General features: G+C 72.8%; 23 protein-coding genes. 16 read left to right on the forward strand and 7 right to left on the reverse strand.

The features are described 5' to 3' along the window. Positions 1–10 precede the first annotated feature (10 nt). Positions 11–520: a hypothetical protein gene (locus tag BUE41_RS27230; RefSeq protein WP_143172391.1), complete on the reverse strand. Its 510-nt coding sequence runs from the start codon at positions 518–520 to the stop codon at positions 11–13. Positions 521–579: 59 nt separating this feature from the next. Here BUE41_RS27230 and BUE41_RS27235 point away from each other — a divergent pair, with 59 nt between their 5' ends. Then, positions 580–3,882, forward strand: a complete 3,303-nt coding sequence (locus BUE41_RS27235; RefSeq protein ID WP_073460203.1) for an error-prone DNA polymerase — start codon at positions 580–582, stop codon at positions 3,880–3,882. A 52-nt stretch (positions 3,883–3,934) separates the two neighbouring features. On the opposite strand, the gene BUE41_RS27240 is transcribed toward BUE41_RS27235, so the two are convergent. Beyond that, positions 3,935–4,606: a GPR1/FUN34/YaaH family transporter gene (locus BUE41_RS27240; protein WP_073460204.1), complete on the reverse strand. Its 672-nt coding sequence runs from the start codon at positions 4,604–4,606 to the stop codon at positions 3,935–3,937. Positions 4,607–4,782: 176 nt separating this feature from the next. On the opposite strand from BUE41_RS27240, the gene BUE41_RS27245 reads away from it, so the two are divergent. Together BUE41_RS27245 and BUE41_RS27250 are read left to right on the forward strand one after the other, a co-directional pair. Continuing rightward, positions 4,783–5,646, forward strand: coding sequence for a bifunctional methylenetetrahydrofolate dehydrogenase/methenyltetrahydrofolate cyclohydrolase (locus BUE41_RS27245; RefSeq protein WP_073460205.1), 864 nt, complete (start codon positions 4,783–4,785; stop codon positions 5,644–5,646). Beyond that, positions 5,643–5,948 (forward strand): DUF3017 domain-containing protein, encoded by a 306-nt coding sequence (locus BUE41_RS27250; protein WP_234997619.1) that lies wholly within the window; start codon positions 5,643–5,645, stop codon positions 5,946–5,948. Before BUE41_RS27245 ends, BUE41_RS27250 begins: the two co-directional genes overlap by 4 nt. Before the next feature lie 82 nt (positions 5,949–6,030). Here BUE41_RS27250 and BUE41_RS27255 read toward each other — a convergent pair whose 3' ends face one another. Continuing rightward, positions 6,031–8,220 carry an NADP-dependent isocitrate dehydrogenase gene (locus tag BUE41_RS27255; RefSeq protein WP_073460206.1) on the reverse strand — a complete coding sequence of 730 codons (2,190 nt, stop codon included), beginning with the start codon at positions 8,218–8,220 and terminating at the stop codon, positions 6,031–6,033. A gap of 120 nt (positions 8,221–8,340) precedes the next feature. On the opposite strand from BUE41_RS27255, the gene BUE41_RS27260 reads away from it, so the two are divergent. The 5 genes from BUE41_RS27260 (at position 8,341) to BUE41_RS27280 (ending at position 13,505) form a co-directional block, all read left to right on the forward strand. Further along, on the forward strand, positions 8,341–8,718 hold the full coding sequence (locus BUE41_RS27260; RefSeq protein ID WP_143172392.1) for an SH3 domain-containing protein: 378 nt from the start codon (positions 8,341–8,343) through the stop codon (positions 8,716–8,718). Positions 8,719–8,732: 14 nt separating this feature from the next. Continuing rightward, complete coding sequence (locus BUE41_RS27265) at positions 8,733–10,124, forward strand: serine/threonine-protein kinase (RefSeq protein WP_073460208.1); 1,392 nt, start codon at positions 8,733–8,735, stop codon at positions 10,122–10,124. Positions 10,125–10,146: 22 nt separating this feature from the next. After that, positions 10,147–10,650: a YbaK/EbsC family protein gene (locus BUE41_RS27270; RefSeq protein ID WP_073460209.1), complete on the forward strand. Its 504-nt coding sequence runs from the start codon at positions 10,147–10,149 to the stop codon at positions 10,648–10,650. 75 nt (positions 10,651–10,725) lie between these two features. Continuing rightward, positions 10,726–13,296, forward strand: coding sequence for a bifunctional FO biosynthesis protein CofGH (locus BUE41_RS27275; RefSeq protein WP_073460210.1), 2,571 nt, complete (start codon positions 10,726–10,728; stop codon positions 13,294–13,296). 26 nt (positions 13,297–13,322) lie between these two features. After that, positions 13,323–13,505 carry a hypothetical protein gene (locus tag BUE41_RS27280; RefSeq protein ID WP_073460211.1) on the forward strand — a complete coding sequence of 61 codons (183 nt, stop codon included), beginning with the start codon at positions 13,323–13,325 and terminating at the stop codon, positions 13,503–13,505. 6 nt (positions 13,506–13,511) lie between these two features. Here the strand turns inward: BUE41_RS27280 and BUE41_RS27285 are convergent, their stop codons facing one another. After that, on the reverse strand, positions 13,512–14,948 hold the full coding sequence (locus BUE41_RS27285; RefSeq protein WP_084755955.1) for a M14 family zinc carboxypeptidase: 1,437 nt from the start codon (positions 14,946–14,948) through the stop codon (positions 13,512–13,514). Between the two features lie 434 nt (positions 14,949–15,382). Here BUE41_RS27285 and yhjD point away from each other — a divergent pair, with 434 nt between their 5' ends. Continuing rightward, positions 15,383–16,519 carry an inner membrane protein YhjD gene (gene yhjD / locus BUE41_RS27290; protein ID WP_234997620.1) on the forward strand — a complete coding sequence of 379 codons (1,137 nt, stop codon included), beginning with the start codon at positions 15,383–15,385 and terminating at the stop codon, positions 16,517–16,519. Between the two features lie 150 nt (positions 16,520–16,669). Here yhjD and BUE41_RS27295 read toward each other — a convergent pair whose 3' ends face one another. Beyond that, the gene (locus tag BUE41_RS27295) at positions 16,670–17,089 is read right to left on the reverse strand and encodes a YybH family protein (RefSeq protein WP_073460240.1); all 420 of its coding nucleotides are present in this window, start codon (positions 17,087–17,089) and stop codon (positions 16,670–16,672) included. 39 nt (positions 17,090–17,128) lie between these two features. On the opposite strand from BUE41_RS27295, the gene BUE41_RS27300 reads away from it, so the two are divergent. Further along, positions 17,129–17,530 (forward strand): winged helix-turn-helix transcriptional regulator, encoded by a 402-nt coding sequence (locus tag BUE41_RS27300; protein WP_234997621.1) that lies wholly within the window; start codon positions 17,129–17,131, stop codon positions 17,528–17,530. A gap of 72 nt (positions 17,531–17,602) precedes the next feature. Here BUE41_RS27300 and BUE41_RS27305 read toward each other — a convergent pair whose 3' ends face one another. Both BUE41_RS27305 and BUE41_RS27310 read right to left on the reverse strand, forming a co-directional pair. Beyond that, complete coding sequence (locus BUE41_RS27305; RefSeq protein WP_073460212.1) at positions 17,603–18,667, reverse strand: D-alanyl-D-alanine carboxypeptidase family protein; 1,065 nt, start codon at positions 18,665–18,667, stop codon at positions 17,603–17,605. A 41-nt stretch (positions 18,668–18,708) separates the two neighbouring features. After that, a complete protein-coding gene (locus tag BUE41_RS27310) occupies positions 18,709–19,164 on the reverse strand; it encodes an SRPBCC family protein (RefSeq protein ID WP_073460213.1) in 456 nt (151 codons plus the stop codon). A gap of 247 nt (positions 19,165–19,411) precedes the next feature. On the opposite strand from BUE41_RS27310, the gene BUE41_RS27315 reads away from it, so the two are divergent. The 6 genes from BUE41_RS27315 to BUE41_RS27340 all read left to right on the forward strand — a co-directional run bounded on the left by BUE41_RS27315 (position 19,412) and on the right by BUE41_RS27340 (position 26,165). Beyond that, positions 19,412–20,503 carry a BMP family lipoprotein gene (locus BUE41_RS27315; RefSeq protein WP_073460242.1) on the forward strand — a complete coding sequence of 364 codons (1,092 nt, stop codon included), beginning with the start codon at positions 19,412–19,414 and terminating at the stop codon, positions 20,501–20,503. A gap of 86 nt (positions 20,504–20,589) precedes the next feature. Beyond that, a complete protein-coding gene (locus tag BUE41_RS27320; protein WP_073460214.1) occupies positions 20,590–22,149 on the forward strand; it encodes an ABC transporter ATP-binding protein in 1,560 nt (519 codons plus the stop codon). Then, positions 22,146–23,237, forward strand: a complete 1,092-nt coding sequence (locus BUE41_RS27325; RefSeq protein WP_073460215.1) for an ABC transporter permease — start codon at positions 22,146–22,148, stop codon at positions 23,235–23,237. Before BUE41_RS27320 ends, BUE41_RS27325 begins: the two co-directional genes overlap by 4 nt. Beyond that, positions 23,234–24,490: an ABC transporter permease gene (locus BUE41_RS27330; RefSeq protein WP_073460216.1), complete on the forward strand. Its 1,257-nt coding sequence runs from the start codon at positions 23,234–23,236 to the stop codon at positions 24,488–24,490. The genes BUE41_RS27325 and BUE41_RS27330 overlap by 4 nt, the downstream gene beginning before the upstream one ends. Further along, a complete protein-coding gene (locus tag BUE41_RS27335) occupies positions 24,483–24,875 on the forward strand; it encodes a cytidine deaminase (RefSeq protein ID WP_073460243.1) in 393 nt (130 codons plus the stop codon). Before BUE41_RS27330 ends, BUE41_RS27335 begins: the two co-directional genes overlap by 8 nt. A gap of 24 nt (positions 24,876–24,899) precedes the next feature. Continuing rightward, positions 24,900–26,165, forward strand: a complete 1,266-nt coding sequence (locus BUE41_RS27340) for a thymidine phosphorylase (RefSeq protein WP_073460217.1) — start codon at positions 24,900–24,902, stop codon at positions 26,163–26,165. The last annotated feature ends 33 nt before the right edge of the window (positions 26,166–26,198 follow it).

The following is a 26,198-nucleotide window of genomic DNA, read 5'->3' on the forward strand; positions in this document are numbered from 1 at the left end:
CGGTCGGGGATCAGCGGCGGCGCCTGCGGTGCCGGCCCGGGTTGGGCGACGGCGGCACCGCGTCGAACTCCGGCTCCTCGGGTTCGGGCTCGGGCAGGCCGAGCACCTTCGGTGCCCGCCATGCCCCCACCATCGGCGCCACCACGGCCGTCGGGCCGATCAGCAGCTGCAGGTAGCCGGGCGCCGTGCCGAGCGCGGAGAGCAGGCTAGCCAGGGCCAGCACCACGGCCAGCACCAGGATCGCCGTGGCGAGGCGGGCGAGGAACCTGTTGGTCAGGTGCTTGTGCAGCGCCGCGAGCACTGCGCCGACGGGCAGCGCGAGGACCGCTCCGGCGGCCGCGCCGAGCACGAGGGCGAAGACCAGGTAGAGGATGGCCGTGCCGGCGAGGTCGTCGGTGTTGCCGGCGCCCACGTCGGGGTGGAGCACACTCGCGGCCACGAACACGAGGACCGCGACGATGCCCGAGAGCGCGCCGGCGAGTGCGCCGGCGCTCAGCGCCCTGTTCAGCACCACGGTCACCCCCACACCGTAACCGGAGCCCTCTGGACACCTCTTCGAACCCGTGTTCGACTGGAGGAGTGGGATGGAACAACCCGGACGTGCCGTGGTCGACGCTCCAGGCCGCGCTGTCGGGCCGGGCGGGGCTCCCCGAGCTGGACGGCGGCGACGGTCCGGCGTTCTCCCGCAAGCGCCGCCCCTACGCGGCCCCCGAGATCCGCCGCGAGGAGCCCGTCGTCCCGTACGCGGAGCTGCACTGCCACTCCAACTTCAGCTTCCTCGACGGGGCGAGCCATCCCGAGGAGCTGGTCGAGCAGGCGAGCCGGCTGGGCCTGTCGGCGCTGGCGCTCACCGACCACGACGGCATGTACGGGGTGGTGCGCTTCGCCGAGGCGGCGGCCGAGGTGGGCCTGCCCACCGTCTTCGGCACCGAGCTGTCGCTGGGGCTCGCGGCGCCGCAGAACGGCGTGGCCGATCCCGAGGGGGAGCACCTGCTGCTGCTGGCCCGCGGACCGGAGGGCTACCGGGCGCTGTGCCGCACGGTGTCGGTGGCTCAGATGCGCGGCCAGGAGAAGGGTCGACCGGTCTACGACCTCGACGAGGTGGTCGCCGAGACCGCGGGGAAGGTGCTGGTGCTCACCGGCTGCCGCAAGGGGGCGGTGGCTCGCGCGCTGCGCACCGGCGGGCGCAGCGCGGCCGCGGCGGCGCTGCGCGGCCTGGTGGAGCGGTTCGGCGCCGACCACGTCGCCGTCGAGCTGACCGATCACGGTTTGCCCACCGACCACGAGCGCTGCGCGGTGCTGGCCGAGCTCGCCGCCGAGGCCCGGCTGCCCACGGTGGCCACCACCGCCGCGCACTACGCCACTCCCGACCGCTTCCGGCTGGCTACCGCGCTGGCCGCGGTGCGGGCGCGGCGCAGCCTCGACGAGGCCGACGGCTGGTTGCCCCCGGCGCCCACCGCGCACCTGCGGTCGGGGGCGGAGATGCTGGCCCGGTTCGAGCACCGCCACCCGGGGGCGGTGGCGCGCGCGGCGGTGTTCGGGGCGGAGTGCGCGTTCGGGATCGAGCTCGTGGCGCCCGACCTGCCCCCGTTCGACGTGCCGCCGGGGCACACCGAGCGCAGTTGGCTGCGGCAGCTGACCTACCGGGGCATGGCGCGCCGCTACGGCAGCTACGCCGAGGACCCGGTCGCCCACGCGACCGTCGAGCGCGAGCTGGCGATCATCGAGCAGCGCGGGTTCGCGGGCTACTTCCTGATCGTGCACGACATCGTCGAGTTCTGCCGCCGCGCCGGCATCCTCTGCCAGGGCCGCGGCTCGGCCGCCAACTCCGCGGTCTGCTACGCGCTGGGCATCACCAACGTCGACGCGGTGCGGATGGGGCTGCTGTTCGAGCGGTTCCTGTCGCCGGTGCGGGAGGGCTACCCGGACATCGACCTCGACATCGAGTCCGGCCGGCGCGAGGAGGTGATCCAGTACGTCTACCGCCGGCACGGCCGCGGCTGCGCGGCCCAGGTGGCCAACGTGATCACCTACCGGCCCCGGTCGGCGGTGCGCGACATCGCGAAGGCGCTGGGGTTCTCGCCCGGCCAGCAGGACGCGTGGAGCAAGAAGATCGAGCGCTGGGTCGGGCTCGCGGACGGGCCGCTGCCGGAGGGGATCCCGCCCGAGGTGGTCGAGCTGGCCGACCAGCTGCTGGGCTTCCCGCGGCACCTGGGCATCCACTCGGGTGGGATGGTGATCTGCGACCGGCCGGTGTCGGAGGTCGTGCCGGTGGAGTGGGCGCGCATGTCCGGGCGCAGCGTCGTGCAGTGGGACAAGGACGACTGCGCGTACGCCGGACTGGTCAAGTTCGACCTGCTCGGGCTGGGCATGCTCACCGCGCTGCACCTCATGCAGGACCTGGTGGAGGAGCACCACGGTCGCCGGGTGGACCTGCACGAGCTGCAGCCCACCGATCCCGAGGTCTACGCGATGCTGCAGCGCGCCGACTCCGTCGGGGTGTTCCAGGTGGAGTCGCGCGCGCAGATGGCCACGCTGCCGCGGCTGAAGCCGCGCACGTTCTACGACCTCGTCGTGGAGGTGGCGCTGATCCGGCCCGGCCCGATCCAGGGCGGCTCGGTGCACCCGTACATCCAGCGCCGCAACGGCGCCCCGTGGGAGCACGACCACCCGCTGCTCAAGGGGGCGCTGGACAAGACGCTGGGGGTGCCGCTGTTCCAGGAGCAGCTCATGCAGGTCGCCGTCGACGTCGCCGGGTTCTCCGCCGCCGAGGCCGACGAGCTGCGCCGCGCGATGGGGGCGAAGCGCTCGCGGGAGCGGATGGAGCGGTTGCGGGAGCGGTTCTACGCCGGGATGGCGGCCAACGGCATCACCGGCGAACTGGCCGACCGGATCTTCGCGAAGATGCTGGCGTTCGCCGACTTCGGCTTCCCGGAGAGCCACTCGATCAGCTTCGCGTCGCTGGTCTACTACAGCGCCTGGTTCAAGCGGTACTACCCGGCGGCGTTCTGCGTGGCGCTGCTGAACTCCCAGCCGATGGGGTTCTACTCGCCGCAGTCGCTGGTGGCCGACGCGCGGCGGCACGGCGTGGTGGCCCGCGGCCCGGACGTCAACCGCGGCCGGTCGGCGGCGACCCTGGAGAAGGACCCGAACAGCACCGGCGGGGTGGCGATCCGGCTGGGTCTGGCCGATGTGCGCGGCATCGGCGTCGAGGTGGCCGACGCCATCGACGCCGAACGCGACCGCGGTGGCCCGTTCCGCGACCTCGCCGACTTCGCCCGTCGCACCCGGCTCACCGCCCCGCAGGTGGAAGCGCTGGCCACGGCGGGAGCGTTCGGCTGCTTCGGCATCGACCGCCGGCGGGCGCTGTGGGCGGCCGGGGTGGTCGCGGCGGTGCGGTCGGAGCAGCTGCCCGGCACGGAGGTCGGGCTGGACGCGCCCGCGCTGCCCGGGATGACCGACGCGGAGCTGACCATCGCCGACGTGTGGGCCACCGGTGTCTCGCCCGACAGCCACCCGATGGAGCACGTGCGGGAGGAGCTGGACCGGCTCGGCGCGCTGCCCGTCGCCGCGCTCGACGGGGTCGGGGCGGTGGCCGACCAGCCGCCGCGGGTGCTCGTGGGCGGCCTGGTCACCCACCGCCAGCGGCCCGCGACCGCCCGCGGGGTCACGTTCCTCAACCTCGAGGACGAGACCGGGATGCTCAACGTCGTCTGCTCGGAGGGGTTGTGGGCACGGTACCGGTCGGTGGCGGTGAGCAGCGCGGCGCTGCTGGTGCGCGGCCGGTTGGAGCGCAGCCCGGAGGGCGTGGTGAACCTCGTGGCCGACCGGCTGCAGAAGCTCCCGCTGGCCGTGCCGGTGCGCAGCCGGGACTTCCGGTGAGCAGGCGGTGCGGCCGCCGCGGACGGAGGAACCGCGGCGGCCGCACCCGGTTTCAGCCGGCGAGCGGAGCGCCGAGCGCGAAGCCCTTCCCGCCGAGCTCGGCGGACATCGCACCGATGTACATGTAGAGCCCGACCAGGCTGAACGCCAGGCCGACGACGCCGGCGATCGTCAGCCACACCGCGGAGGCGGTGAGCACGGCGAGCAGCACGAGCGCCACCGCGATGGTGACCAGCACGAACATCACCGTGTACGCCAGCGGTAGCCGGATCGTGGACACCGTCAGGGCGATGAAAGCGACCAGCCAGGCGATCAGGAACGTGCCCTGGGCCGGGGCAGCCGCGACCGCGTCGACGCCGAGCAGCCCGGAGCCGAGGCCGAAGACCAGGAAGCCGTAGCTGATCCAGAAGGCGGAGAAGAGCCCGAGGATGCTCCCGACCGCGCTCTGCCCCGCCCGCGCCGCCCAGATCGCGGAGACGAGCAGGCCGAGGCCGGGCACGAACAGCACGAGCGGCACGAGCGCGCCGACCCCGGCCGGCGGCAGGTACCCGAGCAGGTAGAGGCTCAGCCCGAGGCCGCCGACGACGAAGCAGGGCAGGCCGAGCAGGGCCGGGTTGGCAGGTGGCGCCGCGACGGTGGTCGGGGCTTCGGTGGTGACGTCTGGGCTGGTACCGGGGCTGACACCGGGGTTGGCATCGAGACTGGCATCGCCGGACACGGACATCCTCGTCCTCCACGTTGAGGCGGGCTGCGGGACGGCGTGGACCTGCCGCAGGTGGATGAGCGCCGTCGCGTGCATCGTGATGACGCGCGGACGCGCCGGACGTCTCTCTTTGAGACGCAGATCACTCCGGTGTCGGTCCGCCGTGCGGTGCGGAGACCCTCTGAAAGAATGCGGCAGTGACCGCGACCTTGATGGACGGCAAAGCGACCCTCGCGGCGATCCAGGACGAGCTGCGCGGACGGATCGAGAAGCTCAAGGCGGCCGGCGTGACCCCGGGACTGGGAACCGTGCTGGTCGGCGACGACCCGGGCTCGCACTCGTACGTGAGCGCGAAGCACCGCGACTGCGCGCAGGTCGGCATCGCGTCGATCCAGCGGGAGCTGCCCGCCGACGCCTCCCAGGCCGATGTCGAGGCGGTCATCGCCGAGCTCAACGCCGATCCGGCGTGCACCGGCTACATCGTGCAGCTGCCGCTGCCGAAGGGCCTCGACGCCGGGCGCGCGCTGGAGGCCATCGACCCGGAGAAGGACGCCGACGGGCTGCACCCGGTCAACCTGGGCCGGCTGGTGCTGGGCGAGCCGGGCCCGCTCCCGTGCACGCCGCGCGGGATCGTCGAGCTGTGCAACCGGTACGACGTGCCGCTGGCCGGGGCACGGGTCACGATCGTCGGCCGCGGGGTCACGGTGGGCCGCCCGCTCGGGCTGCTGCTCACCCGCCGCAGCGAGAACGCCACGGTCACCCTGTGCCACACCGGCACCAGGGACCTGGCGGCGGAGGTGCGCCGCGCCGACGTCGTGGTCGCGGCGGCCGGGGTGCCCGGCCTGATCACCGCCGACATGGTGGCGCCGGGCGCGGTCGTGCTCGACGTCGGCGTCACCCGCACCGAGGCCGGGCTCGTCGGCGACGTCGCGCCGGAGGTCAAGGAGGTGGCGGGCAAGCTCGCCCCGATGCCCGGCGGCGTCGGCCCGATGACCCGCGCGATGCTGCTGACGAACGTGGTGGAGGCCGCTGAGCGGCGCCTCGCGCAGCAGCAGGGGTGACCGTGCTCTCCCGCCCCGGGCTCGACCTGCGCAACCGCCTGCCGGTCCACCTCCCGATCGGGATGGTAGCGGTGATCGTCGCGATCGGGATGGTGCGCGTGCTGACCCAGCACTGGCGCCAGGGGGCGGTGCTGATCGGCGGTGCGCTGCTGGTGGCGGCGCTGTTCCGGGCGGTGGTGCCGGATGACCGGGTCGGGCTGCTCGCCGTCCGCAGCCGCGCGATCGACGTCCTGTGCTACCTCGCCTTCGCCACCCTCATGATCGTGGTGGCTTGGACGATCACCCCGCCGAAGCTCACCTGACGCGCGGAACGTCGAGGACGACGCCACCGCGATCGAAGAGCCCTGTCGATCACGGCAACGTCGTCCTCGACGCGGGAGTCCGTCAGCCCAGCGAGGCCAGCGCCTCGTTGAAGGTCGGGCTCGGGCGCATCACGGCGTCGGCCTTGGCCTTGTCGACGTAGTAGTAGCCGCCCAGGTCGACCGGCTTGCCCTGCACCGAGTTCAGCTCCTCGACGATCTTCTGCTCGTCGGCGGCGAGCTTCTCCGCGAGCGGGCGGAAGGTGGCCGCCAGCTCGGGGTCGTCGGTCTGCTCGGCCAGCGCCTGCGCCCAGTAGAGGGCCAGGTAGAAGTGGCTGCCGCGGTTGTCCAGCTCGCCGACCCTCCGCGAGGGCGACTTGCCGTTCTCCAGCAGCGCACCGGTGGCTGCGTCGAGGGTCTGGCCGAGCAGCTTCGCACGCGGGTTGCCGGTCTTCTCGGCCAGGAACTCCAACGAGACGGCCAGCGCCAAGAACTCACCCAACGAGTCCCACCGCAGGTGGTTCTCCTTGAGCACCTGCTGCACGTGCTTGGGTGCCGACCCGCCTGCGCCCGTTTCGAACAGCCCGCCGCCGTTCATCAGCGGCACGATCGAGAGCATCTTGGCGCTGGTGCCCAGCTCCAGGATCGGGAACAGGTCGGTCAGGTAGTCGCGCAGCACGTTGCCGGTGACCGAGATGGTGTCCTCGCCGCGGCGGGCCCGCTCCAGCGTGTAGCGGGTGGCGGCGGCGACGTCGAGGATCTCGATCGTCAGGCCCTCGGTGTCGAGCGTGGTGAGGTGCTCGCGCACCTTCTTGAGCAGCTCGGCGTCGTGGGCCCGGGTCTCGTCGAGCCAGAACACGGCCGGGGCACCGGTCGCGCGGGCCCGGTTCACAGCCAGCTCGACCCAATTGCGGACCGGGGCGTCCTTGGTCTGGCACGCGCGCCAGATGTCGCCGTCGCCGACCTCGTGCTCGAGCAGCACCTCGTCGCCGGCCAGCACGCGCACGGTGCCCGCGGAGACCTCGAAGGTCTTGTCGTGGCTGCCGTACTCCTCGGCCTTCTGCGCCATCAGCCCGACGTTCGACGTGGTGCCCATCGTGGTCGGGTCGAACGCGCCGTGCTCGCGGCAGTGCTTGATCGTCTCGTCGTAGAGCGGGGCGTACGACGAGTCGGGGATGACGAACTTGGTGTCCTGCTGCTTGCCGTCGGCGTTCCACATCTGCCCGGACGAGCGGATCGCCGCCGGCATCGACGCGTCGATGATCACGTCGCTGGGCACGTGCAGGTTGGTGATGCCGCGGTCGGAGTCGACCATCGCCAGCGCCGGGCCGTTCGCGTAGGCGGCCTGGATGGCGTCGTTGATCGCCTGCTTCTTGTCCTCCGGCAGTTTGTCGATCGCGGCGAGGACGGCGGCGAGGCCGTCGCGCGGGTTCGCTCCGACGGAGGCGAGATCATCGCCGAACCGCTCGAAGACGTCGCGGAAGTAGGCGGTGACGACGTACCCGAAGATGATCGGGTCGGACACCTTCATCATCGTGGCCTTGAGGTGCACCGAGAACAGCACGCCCTTGGCCTTGGCGTCGGCGATCTGCTCGGCGAGGAACCGCTCCAGCGCGGCGCGGCTCATCACCGCCGCGTCGACGACCTCACCCGCGGTCACCTTCAGTTCGTCCTTGAGGACGGTCTCGGTGCCGTCGGGGGCGGTGTGCACGATGCGCAGCGTGGTGGCCTCGGGGATGGTCACCGACTTCTCGGAGTGCCGGAAGTCGCCGCTGTCCATCGTCGCGACGTGCGAGGCCGAGTCGGGCGACCAGGCACCCATCGAGTGCGGATGCTTCTTGGCGTAGTTCTTCACCGACGCGGGGGCCCGGCGGTCGGAGTTGCCCTCGCGCAGCACCGGGTTCACCGCGCTGCCCTTCACCGCGTCGTACTTGGCGCGGACGGCCTTCTCCTCGTCGGTCTTCGGGTCCTCCGGGTAGTCCGGCACGGCGAACCCGGCCTTCTGCAGCTCGGCGATCGCGGCCTTGAGCTGCGGGATGGACGCACTGATGTTGGGCAGCTTGATGATGTTCGCCTCGGGCGTCAGCGCCAGCTGCCCCAGCTCGGCGAGCGCGTCGTGGGCCAGCCCGAACGCGGCGAGGATGCGGCCGGCCAGCGAGATGTCCCGTGTCTCGACGTCGATCCCGGCCTTGCCGGCGAACGCCTCTATCACCGGCAGGAACGAGTGCGTCGCCAGTGCGGGCGCTTCGTCGGTGTAGGTGTAGATGACCTTCATTGCTCTGCCTGCTCCAAGATCGACCGGGGAAACGCGCTCCTGGTGAGACACGCTATCCCCTCACATCCTTCGCCTGGTCCGCTACGGTGAGTGCCCTATGTCGCATCGGGGGCAGCTGCTGTGGCGAGTATCAAGATAAAGATCAAGCGACCGGACAGCTCGACGTTCCGCAGCTGGTGGTTCGTGCTGGTCGCAGGGGTCTTGCTGACGCTCATCGCACTGTTCGACAGCGGCAAGCTCGCGGCCAAGCCGCTCGTGCCGCCCGCCGACGGATCGACCGGGTGCCAGTTCCGGGTGACGGTCGCGGAGGGCGAGGGCCGCCGCGTGCTCAACGTCCGCTCCGCGCCCGACCTGAACGCCGAGATCCGCGGCACGCTCGACGACGGCACGCTCGTCGACGTCGTCGGCCGGCCGATCAACGGCTTCCGCGAGCTGGAGGGCGGGCTGTACGCGTCCGCCGACCACCTGACCCACGTGTCGGGCACCGACTGCGGCTGAGGGATCCTCTGCGGATGCACCCTGCCGCGCCGCCTCGCGTCATCGGCGGCCGCTACACCGTGCTCGGCGAGCTGGGCCGCGGTGGCATGGGCATCGTGTGGCGGGCTGAGGACCGGGTGATGGGCCGGCAGGTCGCGGTCAAGGAGCTGCACCTGCCCGCCGGGATCCCCGCGGAGGAGCGGCAGCTGTTCCGCGACCGGCTGCTGCGGGAGGCCCGCACGGCCGGGCGGCTGTCGGACCCCGGCATCGTCACCGTCCACGACGTGGTCACCGACGGCGGGATCGACCACATCGTCATGGAGCTGGTCGACGCGCCGACGCTGGCCCAGGTCGTCGCCCGGTCCGGGCCGCTCGACGAGCAGACCGTGCTGTCGGTCGCGGTGCAGCTGATCGCGGCGCTGCGCGTGGCGCACGACAACGGCGTGGTGCACCGCGATGTGAAGCCGGGCAACGTGCTGCTGCGCGCGGACGGCCGGGTCAAGCTCACCGACTTCGGCATCGCCCAGGCCGCAGACGATCCGCGGCTCACCACGACCGGCTCGATCGTCGGCTCGCCCGCCTTCCTCGCGCCGGAGCGGCTCAACGGCGCCCCGGCCACCCCGGCCTCGGACATGTGGGCGCTCGGCGCGACCCTGCTGCACGCGCTGACCGGGCGCTCGCCGTTCGACCGCGAGTCCACCGCCGCGACCATCGCGGCCGTCCTGAACGGACCGATCCCGCAGGTGCACACCCGCAACGTCGTCGGCGCGGTGATCAACGGGCTGCTGCAGCGGGTCCCGCAGGTCCGGCTCACCGGGCCGCAGGCGGCGGCCATGCTCACCGCCGACCAGCAGCCCGCGCACGGCCCCACGTCCGCGATCACCAAGCCGGCGCCGCAGCAGCACAGGCGGTGGGGGCGGGCCGTCGGACTGCTCGCCGCCGGCGCGGTGATCGGCGCCGTGCTCTCCGTCGGGCTGCTGGCCGCGATCGGCCTGCGCGGCCAGCCGGAGCGCTTCACCTACGGACCGGGTGGGGAGATCCCGGTGTTCGACCCGGTCACCACCGGTTGCCTGCAGGGGCGGCTCGCCGCCGGCCGCGCGGTGCCGATCTCGGCGTCGGTCAGCTGCGACCAGCCGCACGACGCTGAGGTGTTCGCCACGCTGGCTCCGTTCTCGCCGAGCGCCGAGGTCGGCTACCCGGGCGAGGTGCCCCTCGGTGAGTACGGTGCGCGGGCCTGCCGGCTGCTGTTCGACTCCGCGCTGGTCGCGGGCACCGACAAGGACGCGCTCGACCTGGTCGTGCTCGTCCCCGGCGAGGACCGGTTCACCGAGCGGTCGGTCTACGGCAGCTACACCGGCCGTGAAGTGGTGTGCGCGCTGCAGACCCGCGACGGCAGCCAGCTCACCGGGGCCCGCCGGGTCGCCTGACCCGCACGGCACAATCGCGGACATGACCACCGCCGTCCACCCCAACGTCGCCCGCGTGAGCGCCGCCCTCACCGAGGGCGGGGCCGATCCCGCCCGGGTCGCCCGTCTGCGCGTGCTCCCCGAGGGTGTGCACACCGCGGCCGCGGCCGCCGCCGCACTCGGCGTCGAGGTGGGCGCGATCGCGAACTCACTGGTGTTCGAGGCCGTCACCGGCGAGGCGGTCGAGCCGCTGCTGGTGCTCACCTCCGGTGCGCACCGCGTCGACCAGGCCGCGGTGGCCGCCCTCATCGGGGCCGACGAGGTCCGCCGGGCCAAGCCCGCGTTCGTCAAGGAGGTCACCGGCCAGGTGATCGGGGGCGTGGCGCCGGTCGGGCACCCGGCCCCGCTGCCCACGCTGGTCGACAAGGCGCTGGCCGCGTACGAGGAGATCTGGGCCGCGGGCGGCATCCCGGCCGCTGTGTTCCCCACCACGTTCGACGAGCTGGTGAAGGTCACGAAGGGTGAACCGGCCGACGTCGCCGGCTGATCCACCGGCCCGTTCTGCGCTCGTTCCCAGGGCAACTCCTCGACCATCGGTCGCTTCCCGACCTACTGTGCAGAGGTGCCCGACCCCGAGATCGTCTCTCCGTCCGCGCTGCGCCGAGCACTGCGGCGGGTCCGCGACGGCGCCACCCTCGACGTCACCGAAGCCGCCGTCCTGCTCGCCGCCCGCGGTCAGCAGCTCGACGAGCTGCTGACCGCGGCCTCCCGGGTGCGCGACGCCGGCCTCGTCGCGGCCGGTCGGCCCGGCGTCGTCACGTACTCGAAGAACGTCTTCATCCCGCTCACCCGGCTGTGCCGCGACCGCTGCCACTACTGCACGTTCGCGACGGTGCCGCACCGGCTGCCCGCGGCGTACCTGGAGCGCGAGGAGGTCATCGAGATCGCCCGCCAGGGCGCGGCCGTCGGGTGCAAGGAGGCGCTGTTCACGCTCGGCGACCGTCCCGAGGACCGCTGGCCGCAGGCGCGGGAGTGGCTGGAGGAGCGCGGGTACTCGTCCACGGTCGACTACCTGCGCGCCTGCGCGATCGCGGTGCTGGAGGAGACCGGGCTGCTGCCGCACCTCAACCCGGGCGTGCTCAGCTGGGAGGAGCTGACCCGGCTCAAGCCGGTCGCGGCGAGCATGGGGATGATGCTCGAGACCACGTCCGAGCGGCTGTGGGCGGAGAAGGGCGGCCCGCACTACGGCAGCCCCGACAAGGAGCCCGCGGTGCGCCTGCGGGCGATCACCGACGCCGGCCGGGTGGGCGTGCCGTACACGACCGGGATCCTCATCGGCATCGGCGAGACCCGCACCGAGCGCGCCGAGTCGATCTTCGCGATCCGCCGCGCGGCGCGCGCGCACGGCCACATCCAGGAGGTCATCGTCCAGAACTTCCGGGCGAAGCCGGACACCGCGATGGCGAACGACCCGGACGCCGACCTGGAGGACCTGGCTGCCACCATCGCGGTCACCCGGCTGGTGATGGGGCCGAAGATGCGCATCCAGGCCCCGCCGAACCTGGTCGGCGAGGAGTACGCGCTCATGCTGCGCGCCGGCATCGACGACTGGGGCGGCGTCTCGCCGATCACGCCCGACCACGTCAGCCCGGAGATGCCGTGGCCGGCGATCGAGGAGCTGGCCGCGCGCACCGCGGCCGCCGGGTTCACGCTGCGCGAGCGGCTCACCGCGTACCCGCCGTACGTGCTGGCCGGATCGCCGTGGATCGACACCCGGTTGCACGCCCACGTGGCGGCGCTCGCCGATCCGCAGACGGGCCTGGCGCGGGAGGACGCCGAGATCGTCGGCCGGCCGTGGCAGGAGCCCGACGGCGGGTTCACCAGCACGGGGCGGGTCGATCTGCACGCCACGATCGACACGACCGGCCGCACCGGTGACCGGCGCAGCGACTTCGCCTCGATCTACGGCGACTGGGACGAGCTCAAGGAAGAGCTGGCCGCTCAGCGCAGCGCCGCGCCCCAGCGGCTCGACGCCGACGTCCGCGCCGGCCTGGACATCGCATCGACGAATCCGGCCGCGCTGCTCGACCCGGCCAACGAAGCCGCCGCGATGGCCGTGCTCACCGCGGAGGGCCCCGCACTGGACGAGCTGGCCCGCATCGCCGACGACGTGCGCCGTGACGTCGTCGGTGACGAGGTCACCTACGTCGTCAACCGCAACATCAACTTCTCGAACGTCTGCTACGTCGGGTGCCGGTTCTGCGCCTTCGCCCAGCGCGAGCGCGACTCCGACGCGTTCCGGCTCTCGCTCGACGAGATCGCCGCACGGGCCGTGGAGGCGGCCGAGGCCGGTGCCACCGAGGTCTGCGTGCAGGGCGGCATCGACCCGCAGCTGCCCACGTCGTTCTACGCCGACCTGGTCCGCACCGTGCGCGCCGCAGTTCCCGGCATGCACGTGCACGCGTACTCGCCGATGGAGATCGTGTCGGTCGCCGCCAAGGCCGGCGTGTCGATCGAGGAGTTCCTCATCGAGCTGAAGGAGGCCGGGCTCGGGTCGATCCCGGGCACCGCCGCGGAGATCCTCGACGACGAGGTGCGCTGGATCCTCACCAAGGGCAAGCTGCCGGCCGCCCAGTGGATCGAGGTCGTCACCACCGCACACCGGCTCGGCATCCCGTCGTCGTCGACGATGATGTACGGCCACGTCGACGAGCCGCGGCACTGGCTGGGGCACCTGCGCACGCTCGCCGCGGTGCAGGACGAGACCGGCGGGTTCACCGAGTTCGTGCCGCTGCCGTTCGTGCACACCAACGCGCCGATCTACCTGGCCGGGCTGGCCCGGCCGGGCCCCACGCAGCGGGACAACATCGCCGTCCACGCCTTCGCCCGGCTGGCACTGCACGGCCGCATCGACCACATCCAGTGCTCGTGGGTGAAGCTCGGCGACGAGCTGGCGGCGCGGATCCTGCAGGGCGGCGCCGACGACATGGGCGGCACCCTCATGGAGGAGACGATCAGCCGCATGGCCGGCTCGGAGAACGGCTCCGCCCGCACGGTCGCCGAGCTGACCGCGATCGCGGCGGCCGCCGGACGTCCGGTGCGGCAGCGCAGCACGACGTACAAGGACCCCGTCGTGCGGCTGGAACCGGCCGTGCGGGCCGGTCCGCGGTTGCTACCGCTCACCCCGGCCTGAGGCCGGGCGGGCGTAGCCTCACGGGCATGGGCGTTCTCGGCGAGCTGTTCCCCGGCCGCAAGATCCAGGACACCTCGAACGAAGCCGGCAACGGGCAGCCGTTCCGGCTCGGGCCGATCGATCTGGACGAGGGCGTCGTCGAGGTGCACCGGGCGGTCCCGCCCGCCGAGGCCGAGCCCGCGCCCGAGGAGGAGGCCGAGCGCGGCTGATCGCCGTTATCGCGACGAACTCAAGTGCTCGGCGGCGGCCAGCACCGACCCGTACTGCACCGCCACGAGCGAACGCAGCGGCAGGGCGACCTCGCTGGTACCGGCCGCCGCCGAGCACCACGCCGCGTGCAGGGCCGCGAGCTCCCGGTGCACCGCGCGGATCACCGGGCGCACGTTGCCCCCGGCGATCTCCGCGTCGAGGGCGCGCAGCAGCATCCCGCCGTAGCGCAACCGGAACATGTGCACGGTGTCGGCCATCGACGTCAGCTCGGCGACGGTGGCCTTGCGGGCCCGGGCCGCCGCCGACGCGCCCCGCCGCTGCATCGCGTTCGCCTGTTCGGCGATCGCGGAGGCGTAGTAGCGGCTCGCGCGCAGGAACGGCGACTCGCCGCGGACGTGCGGCCCGATCCGGGCCAGCGCCTCGGTCAGCAGGTCGGAGAGCACGTGCAGCTCGGTGGCGTTGGCGTCCAGCGCCTCGGCGTAGCCGATCTGCGACGGGGTGGTGTCCAGCGCGTCGCGGTGCGTCCAGTACGGCAGCTCGCTGACCACCGTGAGGGTGCCGTGCCGGCTCGCGTACGCACCCGTCGAGTTCCCGCCGGAGAACGCGTCGAGGGCGCCGATCTCCTCCAGGTGGTCGTAGGTGTCGCGCACGTCGAGCAGCGGGAAGATGCCCTCGTCCAGCGGCGGCATCCACGGCGCCTCCGGCTCCCCGCGGTCCAGCTCGATGCCCATCTCGAGCGGCAGCGCCTGCAGCACCGGGTGCAGGTCGGGCTCCGGCCGGCTCAGGTAGTAGTACGCGCCGCCGACCTCGCTGTTGTGCAGCGACGCCAGCAGCGCGGGCCGGTGCTCGTCGATCAGCCGCATCAGCGCGAACGTCTCCGGCAGGACCGCGTCGAACCAGGCCTGCTTGTAGTCGAGCGGGAACGACCACTCGATCTGCTCGGGCCCAGCCTGCCGGTAGAAGTGGCGCGCGTAGTGCTCGCGGGTGAACGGCCCCTTCAACCAGCCCTCGTTGAGCCGCAGCCCGTCCGGGTCGATGCAGGTGACGATGTGCCAGCGGTGCCCGAGCCGGGCGCGCAGGCCGGCGTCCTCGGCCAGCCGACGGGCCAGGTGCAGCGCGGTCAGCCCGCCGATCGGTTCGTTGGGGTGCGGGAGGCCGACGACCAGCGCGTCGGGCGCGAAGTGGTCGGGCGGGGCGATCGTGAGGCAGCACAGCTGCTCGCCCTGGCCCGAGGTGCCGATCCGGCGCAGGCGCACCACATCGGGATGGCGGGCCGCGATCCGGGCGCTGCTCTCCGCGAGTTCGTCGGCGGTCGCGAAGACCTCGAAGGCGGGCACGGTCTCCAGCTCGCGGCGCAGCCACGCCGGAAGCACGCGCTCCGGTGACGGTCCGGTGGCGTCGCCGGCGGCTACGCGGGTCGCCGTGACCGTGCGTCTGCTCATCGGACCGGCTCTCGCCGGCTGCTGAGCGGGATGCGTGGGTGCATCGCCCGGCCTCAGCGGAGCCGGGCGTCGCGCGCGCCGGGGCCCGATCCGCCCTGCCGATGTGCGTCCGGTCGTTCCTGCACCATCCAACCCCCCCAACGTGCGAGCCATCGGCGGCACCGGGAACCCGGTGCCGTCCGGACCGTACCGGCGTCGGCCGGCGACCGGGGTACCCGGAAGCCGACTTATCCACAGCTGAGCAGATCCGGTGGTGCAGCACCGTCGATGCCACCCGGACTCATGCGCCTGACCAGCATCGATGTCCGGACAGGTGTTGTCCACAACGAAGTGGGAAGCCACCGTACCGGATGCGGCTTCCCGTTCCCGGCGCGACAGCGCGTCGTTCTCACGGGAAGATCTACTTCAGGACCCGATGGATGCGGGGGTGGGGCGTGACCAGCGTCGACAAGGCCGTGGGCCGAGCGGTGGACCGGGATGCGGACGCGGTGCGCGAACAGGCCGCGCGGGCCCAAGTGGTGGCCGGACGGGTCGAGGCCGGGAAGGACCCGGACGCGCGGCCGTCGAAGATCCAGCAGCTGCGCGATCGGTACGAGTGGCTCGACCACGCGGTGCGGGCGGCGGAGCGCTACAGCGAGCGCCACGGGGACCACTACGCGGGCGCCATCACCTACTTCTCGGTGCTGGCGCTGTTCCCGCTGATCCTGGTCGCCGTCGCCGGGCTCGGGTACGCGCTGTTCCTGCAGCCCGACCTGCTGGAGCAGCTCAAGTCGGGCATCCGCAGCAACGTGCCGCCCGGGCTGGACGTGCTGCTGATCGAGATCGTCGACAACGCCATCGAGCACCGCGGCTCGATCGGGGTCATCGGTCTGCTCGGCGCGCTGTACACCGGGGTCGGGTGGATGTCCAGCCTGCGCGAGGCGCTGTCCGAGCAGTGGGGCCAGGTGCCCGCGCCGCCGCCGATCTACAAGCGACTCCTGTTCGACCTGCTCACGCTGCTCGGCCTGGGCGTCGCCATGATCGGCTCGTTCGCGATCACCGGGATCGCCGCCGGGTTCGCCAGCACCGTGCTGGAGCTCGTCGGGCTGGCCCAGGAGGGCTGGGCGGTCGCGCTGCTGCACGTGCTCGGCATCGTGCTCGGGCTCGTCGCGAACTGGTTGATCTTCCTGTGGGTCATCGCGCGCCTGCCCCGCGAGCACGCGACGTTCCGCAGCGCCGCCCGCGCCGCCGTGCTCGGCGCCGTCGGGTTCGAGATCCTCAAGAACGTCATGACGATCTACCTGCAGAGCGTCGTGGAATCCCCGACCGGGCAGATCATCGGCCCGTTCGTCGGTCTGCTCGTCTTCGCGTTCTTCACCTCGCGGCTGATCCTGTTCGTCACGGCGTGGGCGGCCACGTCGAAGGAGAACGAGGCGCGACAACCCGTCCCGGTGCCCGGGCCCGCGGTGATCAGGTCGGAGATCGTGGTGCACAGCGGCCCGAGCAGCCGCGCCGCCGCGGGGCTGCTCGGGCTCGGGGCGGTGGCGGGCCTCGTCGGCGGACTGGCGCTGGTCGGACGGCGACGGGAGTGACCCCGGGGCGCGAGTCCTGCACGTCGCCCGGCGAGCTGCGCGTTCGGCCCGGCGAGTCGCGCAAACGGTGCGGTGAGTCCTGCGCGACGTGCGGCGAGTCGTGCAATCGGTGCGGTGAGTCCGGCGTTGCGGTCAGTGCTACTGCCAGTGCTACTGCGGTCCGCCCGCGACGCCGAACGGGTTGTCGATCACGTAGCGCCAGCGACCGTCGGCCCCGCGGCGAGCGACGTCGGTCGCGGTGCCCTCGACGTGCACGAGCGCGCCGTCCGCGCCGGGGCCGTGGATCGTCCAGTCGACGATCAGGAGGGCGATGTCGCCGGCGACGTAGACGTGCCGCGGCCGCACCTCGATCGGTGCGCCGAGGGCCTGGATGCGGGCGTTGGCCTGCATGCGCTCCTCACCGGTCACCGGCTGCCCCGGGACGGGGACCAGCACTCCGCCCGGCTCGTACACCTGGTCGACGGCGGCCGGGTCGCCGCTGTTGAAGGCGGCGGCGAAGACCGCGGGGTGCTGCGCCGGATCGCTCGTCAGGGTGATGCTTGTCGGGTGGCACGTGGCGTCCTCACGCATGCTGACAGCGAACCCGGCTTCATCGAGGCTCACCAAACGGTGAGCGCCGATCGGTGGGATCCCGAGCTCGTCCCCGACGAGGCGGGGCGGACCACCCGGCCCGAACCGACCTGCCCGGTGGAGGTCGCCCTCGCCGCGATCGCGGGCCGGTGGACGACGCTGCTGCTGCGCGACCTCATGGCGGGCCCGCGCTCCTACGGGCAGATCCGGGCGGCGCTGCCGACCCTGAGCGACAAGGTCCTCGCCGATCGGCTGCGCGACCTGCAGGAGCGCGGCCTGGTGGAGCGGCGGGTGCACCCCGGGTTCCCGACGACCACCACCTACGCGCTCACGCCGGCCGGCCGGTTGCTGCGGCCGCTGCTCGTCGAGCTGTACCGGACCGGGCAGGCGCTGCAGTCGGCGCACGCCGGCGGTCACGGGGATCGTCCGGCGCCGGTCTGACGGTCCGCGTCTTCGGATCCGGCGCCCGGACGCGGACTCGTGGGACCGGGCGCGGGACTCGCCGTCCGGGCGTCAGGCGTCGACGAGCCTGCCGATGCCCGGGCTGTCCGGCGGCTGCGCGAAGCCCCAGTCGAGCAGGGCCGCCGCCTGCTGCCACATCGGCACGGGCTGCTGTTCGCCGCGCATCAGCGTCACGACGAGCCGGTGGCCGTCGCGCTCGGCGCACGCGACGAGGGTGTGCCGGGCGGCGTCGGTGAAGCCCGCCTTCGAGCCCACCGCGCCCGGGTAGTTCAGCAGGAACCGTTCCCGGGTGGACAGCGTGAAGCCGGGGTGGTCGCCCCAGCCGGGGAACGGGACCGCGCGCAGCCCGAGCGTCTGCGCGACCAGCGGCTCACGCAGCGCTGCGCGGAACACCAGCGCCAGGTCGTAGGCCGACATCGCTTGACCGGGGCCGTCCAGCCCGGACGGGGTGGCGGCGCGGGTGTCGTGGGCGCCGAGCCGGGCCGCGGCCTCGGTCATCGCCGCGGTCGTCGCCTCCGTGCCGCCCATGCCCCTGGCCAGCACCTGTGCGGCGTCGTTGCCGGAGTTGAGCAGCAGCCCCGCCATCAACTCACGCACCGTGTAGCGGCCGCCGGGCCCGATCCCGGCCTTGCTGCCGTCGATGGTCAGCTCCTCCGCGCTGCCCTCCAGGACGGTGTCGGGATCGAGCGTGCGGGCGACGACCAGCGCCAGCAGCATCTTCAGCGTCGACGCCGGCCGGTGCCGCGCGTGCGGGGAACGGGCGGCGAGCACCGTGCCGGTGTCCAGGTCGGCGAGCACGTACGCGGCGGCGCTCACCGCGGGCACCCCGGCCGGACCGAGGTCGCCGCACCCGCCGAGCCCGGGCCCGCCGACGGGCTCGGCGGGCCACGGCAGAGGCGGGACCGCGACCGTCTCCTCGACGGCGGGCGGGTCCGGCGGCGCCTCCTGCCCGGGGCACGGCGGCACCGCGGCGTAGGCCGGGGTGCCGGGCGTGGCGGTCGCGATCACCGGTTCTTCGGGAGGCGGTTCGGGCGCCGCTCCGACCACGCGGGCGTCCGCCGCCAGCACGACGAGAGCCGCCACCCCGGCCACGACGGCGCCCCAGCCCGACCGCACGAGCGCACCTTAGCTGTGCGCGAGCGCCGTGGTCGGCTTCCTCAGGCCGCGGTCGTCTCCAGGTGCACCTTCAGCGCCCCCAGCGTGCGGTGCATGCCGTCGACCATGAGCTGCTCCCGCTCCCGGCCGATGATCCCGCTCCGCTGGATGGCCTTGATCAGCAGGGGCGTCGGCCGCGTGTGCTCCCGCCACTGCGTCACCTGCGTCCCACCGTCGTCGGCGGGGTCGAGTCGCCAGCCCCACGTCATCCCGCTCTCCGCGACCTGGAACGCGAAGCGCCGCGGCGGGTCGCACTCGATCACGGTGCAGCGGGTCGCCCACCACATGAGGCCGTGCCGGTTGAACCCGATGAACCTGGCCCCCTGGACAGGGCCGCGGGCGCCGAGCCAGCGCCCGCCGCGGGCCTCCGGGCTCCACTCGCCCATGCGGGTGATGTCGGTGACGAGTGCCCAGATCGCCGCCGGTTCGGCGTTGATCACCACGGTCGCTTCGTCCACGTCGAACAGTCCTCTCGTCCGTGGCGCACCGTAAGCGCGCGGTGAGATGTGCTCACCGACCGGAGTCCACGATTCGGTCACGCCGCCGTCTCGACGGTGTGAACCGCCCCGATCCTGCACTACCGTTCCCCGGTCATGCCGGTCGATCGGCAGTCGAGATCGTCCGGGGATCAACGAAAGGCATGCACCAGTGCGAATCAGACGAGGTTACGCGGTGGCAGCAGCGCTGCTCGCCGGCGCGTTGGTGATGACCGGGTGTGCTCGCGACACGGGTGCCGCCGGCGGCGGGGGGTCTGCCGGGGGCGAGGCCTGCGCGACGGGCACGGCTCCCAGCGGAGGCGCCGCAGCGGCGCCGACGAGCGCGGCGGCCACCAAGCCGGACGCATCGTCGCTGAAGGTCGGCGTCGCCTACGACATCGGCGGCCGCGGCGACCAGTCGTTCAACGACTCCGCCTACGCGGGCATCGAGAAGGCCGTGGCCGACTTCGGCCTGGCCGAGGCCAACGTCAAGGAGCTCACCGCGGCCCCCAACGAGCCGGAGGACGCCGCCGCCACCCGGCTGCGCCAGCTCGCGGCCGACGGCTACAACCCGATCATCGCGGTCGGCTTCAAGTACGCCACGCCGCTGGCCAAGGTCGCGGCCGAGCTGCCGAACACGCAGTTCGCGATCGTCGACGACAACTCGATCGACCTGCCCAACGTCACGTCGCTGGTGTTCGCCGAGGAGCAGGGTTCGTTCCTGGTCGGCGTCGCTGCGGCGCTGAAGTCGAAGGCCTGCCACATCGGCTTCGTCGGCGGCGTGGACGTGCCGCTGATCCAGAAGTTCGAGGCGGGCTACACGCAGGGCGCGAAGGCCGTCGCCCCGAACATCAAGATCGAGTCGAAGTACATCACCCCGGCCGGGGACTTCACCGGGTTCCAGGACCCGCAGAAGGGCAACGTCGTGGCCACCGGTGAGCTCGACGCCGGTGCGGACGTCATCTACCACGCGGCGGGTGCGTCCGGGGCCGGCGTGTTCAGCGCCGTGAAGGCCAAGAGCACCCCCGACTCGCCGAAGTACGCCATCGGCGTGGACTCCGACCAGTACCTGACCGCCGACCCGGCCGTCCGAGACGTGATCATCACATCGATGCTCAAGCGCGTCGACGTGGCGGTCTACGACTTCATCGGCGCGGTCGCGTCGAACAACCTGGGTGCGCTGCCGAAGATCTTCGACCTGAAGGTCGACGGCGTGGGGTACTCGACCACGGGCGGGCAGGTCGACGACATCGTCGCCCAGCTCGACGCCTACAAGAACGCCATCATCAACGGCTCCATCACGGTGCAGTCGACCAAGTAGCAGGTCGCGACGGGACCACGTGCGGGGCGCGCCGATCGCGGTTCGATCGGCGCGCCGGCGGGTGTGCGCCCAGGAGGTGGAACGCGGTGACCGACACCGCCGAGCCGGACGCGCCGTACGCGGTGGAGCTGGCCGGCATCACGAAGCGGTTCCCGGGGGTCGTCGCCAACCGCGACATCAGCCTGCGGGTCCGCCAGGGTGAGGTGCACGCGCTGTGCGGCGAGAACGGCGCCGGCAAGTCGACCCTCATGAAGATCCTCTACGGCCAGCTGCGGCCGGACGAGGGCACGATCGCGGTCAACGGGGAGCCGGTGGTCTTCCGCTCGCCGGCGGACGCGATCCGCGTCGGCATCGGGATGGTGCACCAGCACTTCATGCTCGCTGACAACCTCACGATCGCGGAGAACGTGCTGCTCGGTGCGGAGCGCAGGCTCGGCATCGGGGCGAAGGCGAAGGCCGAGATCGCCCGGCTGGCCGCCACCGTCGGGCTCGACGACGATCCCGACACGCTCGTCGAGCACCTCGGGGTGGCCGACCGGCAGCGCTGCGAGATCATCAAGGTGCTCTACCGCGGCGCCCGGATCGTGATCCTCGACGAGCCGACGGCCGTGCTCGTGCCGCAGGAGGTGGAGGACCTCTTCGAGACGATCCGCGGGATGCAGGCGGAGGGCTACACGTTCCTGTTCATCTCGCACAAGTTGGACGAGGTCCGCGCGATCGCCGACTCGATCACCGTGATCCGCCGCGGCACCTACGTCGGCACCGCCGATCCGCGCGAGGTCACCACGCGCAAGCTCGCCGAGATGATGGTCGGCAGCGAGCTGCCGAGCCCGCAGACGCGCGAGTCCACCGTCACCGACCGCGAGGTGCTGCGGATCGAGGGCCTGCAGCTGGCCGGCGAGGGCGCACCGCTGCTCGACGGCATCGACCTGGTCGTGCACGCCGGCGAGGTCCTCGGCATCGCCGGGGTCGAGGGCAACGGCCAGACCGAGCTCGTCGAGACGATCATGGGCATCCGCAGGGCGACCGCGGGCCGGATCGTGCTCGGCCACGGCGACCGGGCCCGCGACATCACGAAGGCCACCACGCTGGAGCGCCGCGAGGCGGGCATCGGCTACATCCCCGAGGACCGCTCCCGCCACGCCCTGCTCGCTTCCCAGCCGCTGTGGGCGAACCGGGTGCTCGGCCACCAGACCCGCCCGCCGGTGGCCCGCCGCAGGCTGATCGGGCTGATCAACCGGGCCGCAGCGCGCAAGGACACCCAGCGCATCGTCGAGGAGTTCGATGTGCGCACCCCCGGTGTCGACGTGCCGGCGGCGGCGCTCTCGGGCGGCAACCAGCAGAAGCTCGTGATCGGTCGGGAGCTGTCCGGTGATCCCGTGCTGCTGATCGCCGCGCACCCCACCCGCGGGGTCGACGTCGGTGCGCAGGCCGGCATCTGGGACGAGCTGCGCGCCGCCCGCCACCGCGGCCTCGCGGTGCTGCTGATCTCCGCCGACCTCGACGAGCTGATCGGGCTCTCCGACACGATCAAGGTCATGCTGCGGGGCAGGTTGGTCGCCGACGCCGATCCGGCCACGGTGACCCCCGAGCAGCTCGGTGCGGCGATGACCGGGGCCGACGGGCCCGAGGAGGGGGCCGCATGAGCCGCCTGCAGACGACGCTGCTGCCGCCGCTGCTCGCTGTCTTGTTCGCCGCGCTGCTCTGCTCGATCGCGCTGCTGATCAGCGGGGACAACCCGGGTGCTGCGCTCGCCGTGATGGTGACCCAGCTCGGCGCCGGCACGACCGCGGTCGACGTGATCAACACGGGCGCCGTGTACTACATCGCCGGGCTCGCGGTGGCCGTCGGCTTCAAGATGAAGCTGTTCAACATCGGGGTGGAGGGGCAGTTCCGCATCGCCGCCTGCGTCGCGGCGATCGTCGGCGGCCTGCTGCCGCTGCCACCGGTGCTGCACGTGATCGTCATCCTGCTGACCGGGATGCTGGTCGGGATGCTGTGGGCGCTCGTGCCCGCGCTGCTGCGCGCCTACCGCGGCGTCAGCGAGGTCATCTCGACGATCATGCTGAACGCCGTCGCCACCGGCGTGATCGCGTGGCTGATCAGCCCCGCCGCGTTCGGCTTCGTGCAGGGCAACAACATCTCCACGCCGCCGATCGCCCCGACCGGTCACTTCCCGGGGATCGACCTCGGCCCCTCCGGGACGATCTTCGGCATGGTCTTCGTGGCCGCGCTGCTCGGCGTCGGCTACTGGTTCCTGCTGGGTCGCACCCGGTTCGGGTTCGAGCTCACCGCCTCCGGCGAGTCGCCCACGGCCGCGACAGCGGGCGGTGTCGAGGCCCGGCGCATGGTGCTGATCGCGATGCTGATGTCGGGTGCGGTGGCCGGGTTGATCGGGCTGCCCGAGGTGCTCGGCCGCGAGCACGCCTACACGCTCGTCGCCCCGCAGGGCTACGGGTTCACCGGCATCGCGATCGCGCTGCTGGGCCGCAACCACCCGGCCGGCATCGCGGTCGGCGCGCTGCTGTGGGCGTTCCTGGACAAGTCGGCGCTCGCGCTGGACAACATCGGCGTGCCCCGGGAGATCGTGCTGATCATGCAGGGCGTGATCGTGCTGTCGGTCGTCGTGGCCTACGAGATCGTGCGCCGCTACGCGATGGCCGCCGAGCAGCGACGGGTGGCTGCCGAGCTGCGCGCTCAGCAGCAGCCGGTCGCGGAAGGAGCGGCGACGTGACCGCCCCGGCCACCTCCCGGCCCGTCCCGGCCGCCCGTGCCCGCAGGCTCCCGGGGTGGGCGACGTCGATGCTCGTCGTGCTCGTCGGGTTGGTCGTCCTGTCGATCACCGCGACGCTCACCGGGCAGCTGCAGCTCACCTCGGCCGGCACCGCGCAGGCGGCGGTGCAGCTGCTGCTGCCGATCCTGTTCGCCGGTCTCGGCGGCCTCTGGGCCGAACGCGCCGGCGTGATCAACCTGGGCCTCGAGGGCATGATGATCCTCGGCACCTGGGGCGCGGCGTGGGCCGGCTACCAGTGGGGCCCGTGGGCCGCGCTCGCCGCGGGTGCGGTGTTCGGGGCGCTGGGCGGGCTCCTGCATGCCGTCGCGACGGTGACGTTCGGCGTCAACCACATCGTCTCCGGTGTGGCGATCACGCTGCTCGGCGCCGGGGTCACCAAGTACCTGTCGACGCTGCTGTTCCTGCCGGTCTCGGCGAACCCGCGGCAGTCGCCGCCGCTGCGGGGCTTCGATTCGTTCTCGATCACCCCGCTCACCGATGTGCTCGACGCGCTGGTGCGGGCCAACCTCGTGTTCGTCACCGACGTGGCCGGGATCCTGCAGGGTCTGCTCACCGGGCTCACCCCGACGGTGCTGCTGGGCGCGCTCGCCGTGCCGGTGACGTACCTGCTGCTGTGGCGCACCGCGTTCGGCCTGCGCCTGCGCTCCTGCGGGGAGAACCCGGTGGCCGCAGAGTCGCTGGGCGTCTCGGTGTACATGTACAAGTACATCGCGGTGATCGTCTCCGGCGGGCTGGCCGGGCTCGGCGGCGCCGCGCTCGTGCTGAACCCGGGCCAGCTCGGTTACCTGGAGGGGCAGACCGGCGGCCGCGGGTACATCGGCCTCGCCGCGATGATCTTCGGTAACTGGCGGCCGGGCGGGCTGCTGGCCGGTTCGGCGCTGTTCGGCTACGTCGACGCGCTGCAGCTGCGCGCCGGTGGCGACGCCGTGCACGCCCTGCTCTACGCCGGCACGATCCTCGCCGTGCTCGTCGCGGTGCTGTGGTTCGCGCAGCGCTACTGGCTCGCCGCCGTCTGGGCGCTGGTCGCAGGGCTCGTCGTCTACCTCGTCTACTTCTTCGTGGACACGATCCCCAGCCAGTTCGCCGCGTTCGCCCCGCAGATCGTCACGCTGCTGGTGCTCGCGGTGGCCTCGCAGCGGCTACGACCACCCGCGGCGGACGGCCTGGAGTACCGCAGAGGTGAAGGTGACTGACGTCGACTGGGCGGCCCTGCGCGCAGCGGCCGTGGAGGCCGCAGGCTCGGCGTACGCCCCGTACTCGCGCCTGCACGTGGGCGCCGCCGCGCTCTGCGACGACGGCCGCGTCGTGCGCGGCTGCAACGTCGAGAACGCCTCGTACGGGCTCGGGGTGTGCGCCGAGGTCACGATGGCCGGGCAGCTGCGGCTGACCGGTGGGGGCCGGCTGGTGGCCGTCGCGTGCCGGTCGGGGACGGGGGAGCTGCTGATGCCGTGCGGGCGGTGCCGGCAGGTGATCTACGAGTTCGGCGGGCCGGAGTGCCTGGTCGACTCCCCGCGCGGCCCGATCCCGATGGCGGCGGTGCTGCCGGAGGCGTTCGGCCCCCAGGACCTCCCCGGCTGAGCTCGCTCGCACTACCGTCGACCCGTGACGATCAGCGCCCGTGACGTGATCATGGCCAAGCGCGACGGCGCGCGGCTGACCGACGAGCAGATCGACTGGGTGGTGGCCGCGTACACCCGGGGTGACGTGGCCGACGAGCAGATGGCGGCGCTGGCGATGGCCATCCTGCTCAACGGGATGGACACGGGCGAGATCGCGCGCTGGACGCAGGCGATGATCGACTCCGGTGAGGTGCTGGTGTTCGGCGACATCGGCCGGCCGCTCGTCGACAAGCACTCCACCGGCGGCGTGGGCGACAAGATCACGCTGCCGCTGGCGCCGTTGGTGGCCGCGTGCGGGGCGGCGGTGCCGCAGCTGTCCGGGCGCGGATTGGGGCACACCGGCGGCACGCTGGACAAGCTGGAGGCGATCCCGGGCTGGCGGGCGGCGCTGTCGCTGGAGGAGATCGCCGCGCAGCTGGCCGACGTGGGCGCGGTGATCTGCGCGACCACGCCGACCTTGGCGCCGGCGGACCGCAAGCTGTACGCGCTGCGCGACGTCACCGGCACCGTGGAGTCGATCCCGCTGATCGCCAGCTCGATCATGAGCAAGAAGATCGCCGAGGGCGCCGACGGGCTGGTGCTGGACGTGAAGGTCGGTTCCGGGGCGTTCATGAAGACGCCCGAGTCGGCCCGCGAGCTGGCCACCACGATGGTCGAGCTGGGCCGGGCGCACGGGCTGGCCACGACAGCGCTGCTGACGGACATGTCGGTGCCGCTGGGCCGGGCGGTCGGCAACGCGCTGGAGGTCGCGGAGTCGGTGGAGGTGCTGCGCGGCGGCGGCCCGGCGGACGTCGTGGAGCTGACGGTGGCGCTGGCGCGGGAGATGCTGGCGCTCGCGCGGATCGACGCCGACCCGGCCGCGGTGCTCGCGAAAGGGGAGGCGTACGCGGTGTGGGAGCGGATGATCGCGGCGCAGGGCGGTGACCCGGACGCACCCCTGCCGGTGGCCGCGCACGTCGAGGAGGTGGTCGCCGACCGGTCCGGCTACGCGAGCTTCGACGCGCTCGCCATCGGGACCGCGGCGTGGCGGCTGGGGGCGGGCCGGGCCCGCAAGGAGGACGCCGTGCAGGCCGGGGCCGGGGTGCGGCTGCTGGTCGACCACGGCGCGGCGGTGGCGGCGGGGGAGCCGCTGCTGCAGCTGCACACCGACACCCCCGACGCCGTCGCCGGGGCGCGCGAGCTGCTCGGCGGGATCGTGGCCGACGCGCCGCCCGGGCCGCGGCGGCTGGTGCTCGACACGCTGCGCTGAGCCAGGACGACCGAGCCCCTGGCCGACGAGCCC

The sequence above is a fragment of the Pseudonocardia thermophila genome, assembly GCF_900142365.1.
Taxonomy (GTDB): domain Bacteria; phylum Actinomycetota; class Actinomycetes; order Mycobacteriales; family Pseudonocardiaceae; genus Pseudonocardia; species Pseudonocardia thermophila.

Bases quoted from the DNA above. Each gene is read 5' to 3' on its own strand.
- BUE41_RS27325 (WP_073460215.1), top strand. From the start codon at position 22,146: ATGAGCCGCCTGCAGACGACGCTGCTGCCGCCGCTGCTCGCTGTCTTG.
- BUE41_RS27265 (WP_073460208.1), top strand. From the start codon at position 8,733: ATGCACCCTGCCGCGCCGCCTCGCGTCATCGGCGGCCGCTACACCGTG.
- BUE41_RS27280 (WP_073460211.1), top strand. From the start codon at position 13,323: ATGGGCGTTCTCGGCGAGCTGTTCCCCGGCCGCAAGATCCAGGACACC.
- BUE41_RS27285 (WP_084755955.1), bottom strand. From the start codon at position 14,948: ATGAGCAGACGCACGGTCACGGCGACCCGCGTAGCCGCCGGCGACGCC.
- BUE41_RS27255 (WP_073460206.1), bottom strand. From the start codon at position 8,220: ATGAAGGTCATCTACACCTACACCGACGAAGCGCCCGCACTGGCGACG.
- BUE41_RS27315 (WP_073460242.1), top strand. From the start codon at position 19,412: ATGACCGGGTGTGCTCGCGACACGGGTGCCGCCGGCGGCGGGGGGTCT.
- BUE41_RS27270 (WP_073460209.1), top strand. From the start codon at position 10,147: ATGACCACCGCCGTCCACCCCAACGTCGCCCGCGTGAGCGCCGCCCTC.
- BUE41_RS27295 (WP_073460240.1), bottom strand. From the start codon at position 17,089: ATGCGTGAGGACGCCACGTGCCACCCGACAAGCATCACCCTGACGAGC.
- BUE41_RS27240 (WP_073460204.1), bottom strand. From the start codon at position 4,606: ATGTCCGTGTCCGGCGATGCCAGTCTCGATGCCAACCCCGGTGTCAGC.